At 60.0% G+C, this 3,908-nt stretch carries 2 protein-coding genes and 1 pseudogene; all 3 read right to left on the bottom strand.

Annotated elements, in window-relative coordinates; all coding sequences use genetic code 11:
- Positions 1 to 1,083 (bottom strand): annotated as a pseudogene (locus LH128_RS23020) (hypothetical protein); the annotation flags it as partial.
- 601 nt (positions 1,084 to 1,684) lie between these two features.
- Positions 1,685 to 2,878, bottom strand: a complete 1,194-nt coding sequence (locus LH128_RS23015) for an IS91 family transposase (protein ID WP_008832092.1) — start codon at positions 2,876 to 2,878, stop codon at positions 1,685 to 1,687.
- A gap of 3 nt (positions 2,879 to 2,881) precedes the next feature.
- On the bottom strand, positions 2,882 to 3,796 hold the full coding sequence (locus tag LH128_RS23010) for a tyrosine-type recombinase/integrase (protein WP_008832091.1): 915 nt from the start codon (positions 3,794 to 3,796) through the stop codon (positions 2,882 to 2,884).
- Positions 3,797 to 3,908 lie beyond the last annotated feature (112 nt).

The raw sequence follows: 3,908 nt of genomic DNA, 5'->3' as shown, positions 1-3,908 counted from the left end.
CAGCCGCTTCTGAAACGACTTTGGCTGCGTGCCAAACTTAAGATGATTGTAGAGAATACGTTCTTTCTCTGGAACTGTTAGCTTCTCAACATCGACCACGACCCTCCCATCCATCAAAGGCGGAAATGCTGAATTCTTGAGGTCTGCTTGAGCTTGTCGCCAGATGTAGCTGCGCGACGTTAAAATGAAGCGGTTTTTGCGCTTAATCGCGGCCTTCATCGTCTGGAATACCTTGTTCCAGCGATCCATCAACTCGGGTGTATACTGTATTGATCCGAAGCCGTCATCGATCCAAAATAGGCGGTTTGGAATGTCTGGTTTCCAGGTCGTGACAAACTCTTCGGGGTTGCGGACATAGATGACGTCACACTTATCTTCATCGGTCGCGGCGACCGATAATGCAGCTGCGATTGTCGATTTGCCGACCGCCGGATCCCCAAGAAGCAAAACAAAACGATGTTCGTCGAGCGCGCGAACGGCCCCACGGTGCGCGTTCGTAGGGACATAGCAGGCTAAATCGTCGCCCATCGAATCGATGATCGCTTCTGCCTGATCACGCGCATTCTTATCGGCGATCCAACTCAGATCGCCCAAGCCGTAAATGCGCGGAACCATGGCGCGCACGCGTGTATGCTCGAGGATTTTGGCTACTATCCAGTCGCGGCCATGGACATAGGGCTGGACAACTCCGCATTCTTTGAGGGCGGCAACGATCTTCTTGCGATCAGCCTCGCTCACAACAGCGTTTGTCATCAAAATGTAGCCGTCCGCGCGCTTGGTAGCGATGAGATTCTTAATTGAGGCCAGCTCGGAACTGAGACTTGCGACTGTCAGCTTTCTATTGGCGTTTGAAAAATGTTTCGACTGAAGCGTCGTTTCACGCTGGTCATCGGACTTGAGTGCCTCATCAGGAACGCCGTAGAAAAAGCCATCACGCCCCTCATCGGAAGATTTGGCGACGCGAGAAACTGCGCGCGCATATTCGGACTCTGCAATGCTGACTGCCAGATCTTGGAAAGCCTGCCATCCGATCGTGTGAAGCGCAAAATCTTTGTTCGGCCCTTGGAAGATAGCAGCAGGCATGAAAAACTCCCCCGATTCCAACCCTATACATCTCCTGACATCCAAGGTCATTCCTTAAAAAGGTTGCTTTGATCTGTAGTCGACCGAGTTGTAATCGACTGCGACCATCCAGATTGGGCCGCACGATGATTTCGAAAGCGGATGAGGTGGATGACTCCCGCTTACGGCATCTAAGTGCCAAGATGAGTTTGCTGTCATGCAACCCAAGCAAGGAGCCACCCGCCATCGAAAACGTCCGCGGGCTGCGTCCGGGAACGGCAGCTTTCTCTGATTGGCTGCTCCAAAGCTGACTGTCGCGAATGTCGAAGGGTTTCGGGCGCCGGCAGGCGTACGCAAACCCGGACATGTACGACCCGCGGATCGGCAAGAAATGCGCTATGGGGATTTCAGTTTCGGCGCCGTCTGGAGCCTGATGTGCTTCGTTGCTGACGCAGACATGGGTTGGCCATAAGCCCGCCGCCGTCATGGTCGGCGATACCGATGGAGCATCGTCGGACCCGCAGCAGGCGTTCTTGCACCATGAAGATGGCGATAGGCGCGACGAAGGCCCGGTCCCGCAAGCGAAGTGTTGCGGGAGGAATGACGGTCAGGCCATGCCGCGTCATGATGCGGTTTCCCGGGTAAGCAAGAGCATTTCCGGTGGGGCACGCGGTTGCCGCCAGCGTTCGAAGGTCTCGAGGATGATCATGGGGCCGCCGCAGCACGGGCATGTCGGGCGCAGGTCCCCCGGCTTTTCGGTGTCGGACGCTTCAGGTTCGGCTGCGCAGTGGAGCAGGTCGCGGGCAAGCGCGAGGCTGGCCTGGCGACGAGAGCTTGCCAGTAGGCCGTAATGCCGGATGCGATGGAAGCCGCGCGGTAGGACATGGATCAGGAACCGCCGAATGAACTCGTCGGCGGGGATCGTCATGATGCGCTGGCGATCCGCCCCATCCCGGCGGTAATCCTTGTAGCGCAAGGTCACGTCAACACCATCGAAGGCCAGGATCCGCCGGTTCGATATGGCGACCCGATGCGTATAGCGCGACAGATAGGCCAGTACCGCTTCGGGGCCGGCAAACGGCGGCTTGGCATAGACCACCCAGCGCTTCTTACGGACCGGAGCGATATGACGCAGGAACGCGCGGCGTTCGCTCAGTGGCGCGAGCGATCCGAAGAAGGAGAGCTTGCCGCTATCGTAGAACTGGATCAGCCGGGTCAGGAACAGCCGGCGGAACAGCTTGCCCAGGACACGGACGGGCAGGAGGAAGGCGGGACGCGAGGATATCCATCGCGTCCCGTCCGGGGTGATGCCGCCGCCCGGCATGACCATGTGCACATGCGGATGGTGCGTCATCGACGACCCCCATGTGTGCAGCACGGCGGTGATACCGATGCGCGCGCCGAGGTGCCTGGGATCCGCCGCGATCGTCAGCATGGTCTCGGACGCCGCGCGGAACAGCAGGTCGTAAAGCAGCGCCTTGTTGTGGAAGGCGATCCCGGCGATCTGCGCTGGCAGCGTGAAGACGATGTGGAAGTAGCCCACCGGTAACAGATCGGCCTCGCGTTCCGCCAGCCAGGTACGCGCCGCCGCACCCTGGCACTTGGGGCAGTGCCGGTTGCGGCAACTGTTATAGGCAATCCGCCAATGCCCGCAATCCTCGCAGGCCTCGACATGACCGCCCAGGGCAGCAGTGCGACAGTTCTCGATCGCCGTCATGACCTTGAGCTGTGTCAGGCTCAGATGTCCGGAGTGGGCCGCTCGATAGACCGGCCCAGCAGCGCGGAAGATGTCGGCGACCTCATGGTCGGCGCGCACTCCTCAACCGTCAGGTGATACCTGCGATCGAGGAGCCGGAAGCACGGCTAGCTTGTCGAGCGGACTGACCACGTTCCTCAAGGTGCGGGTTGCCACCTGGGTGTAGAGCGCCGTGGTGTTCAACTTCGCGTGCCCGAGCAAAGCCTGGATGATGCGGATGTCGATCCCATCTTCGAGTAGATGCGTGGCAAAGCTGTGGCGCAAGGTATGGGGTCCGACCCGCTTCGTGATGCCGGCAGCGCGTGCTGCCTCGGCCGCGATGCGATGTATCTGTCGATAGCAGATGGGCTTGAGATAATGCTGCCCCGGGAACAGCCAGCCATCGCGGTGCATGACGCCCTGATCTCGTCCCTCCTTCCACCATGCGCGCAGAAGATGCAGCAGGTCCTTCGGGAGCATGGCGTTGCGATGCCCGCCACCCTTGCCGCACTCCACCCGGAGCAGCATGCGCTCGCCATCGACATCGCTGACCCTGAGCTTGGACACTTCCGATGCGCGCAGGCCTGCGCCATAGGCGACAGACAGGATGGCCTGATGCTTGAGGCTGGTCGTCGCGCCCAGCATTCGCGTCACCTCCTCGCGGCTGAGCACCGTGGGCAGGGACCGGGGATGCTTTACCCGGTAGAGCTTGCGGGTCAGGTCCGGCCGATCAATCGTATGGGTATAGAAGAAGCGTAGTGCCGACACGATGCTGTTCAGCGTCGGCCCGCCGAGCCCCGCCTCGCGCTGGTCGAGCTGGAATTGGCGCAGGTCTTCACCCGTCGCGGTATCGGGAGGGCGGCCCAGCCAGGTGGCGAACCTCGCCACATCCCGCAGATAGTTGCGCTGCGTGGCGCGCGACAAATGGCGCAGGTCCATGTCTTCGGCCATGCGCTCGCGCAACGTCCGGACGGGCATCATAACGGTGGTGGTATTCATCGTTCGACTCCTCGGTTGAAGGAGTCGATAGTCGGCCGTGAACAATGCGATGTTCGTTTCGGCGACGGGTAGATTGCGTCCGATGTGCCGTGAGGGGTTTATCGAACTGGTA

This window comes from Sphingomonas sp. LH128 (genome assembly GCF_000293195.2).
GTDB lineage: Bacteria > Pseudomonadota > Alphaproteobacteria > Sphingomonadales > Sphingomonadaceae > Novosphingobium > Novosphingobium resinovorum_A.
Note: the sequence above shows the minus strand (reverse complement) of the source record. Positions and strands in the feature narration are given on the sequence as shown.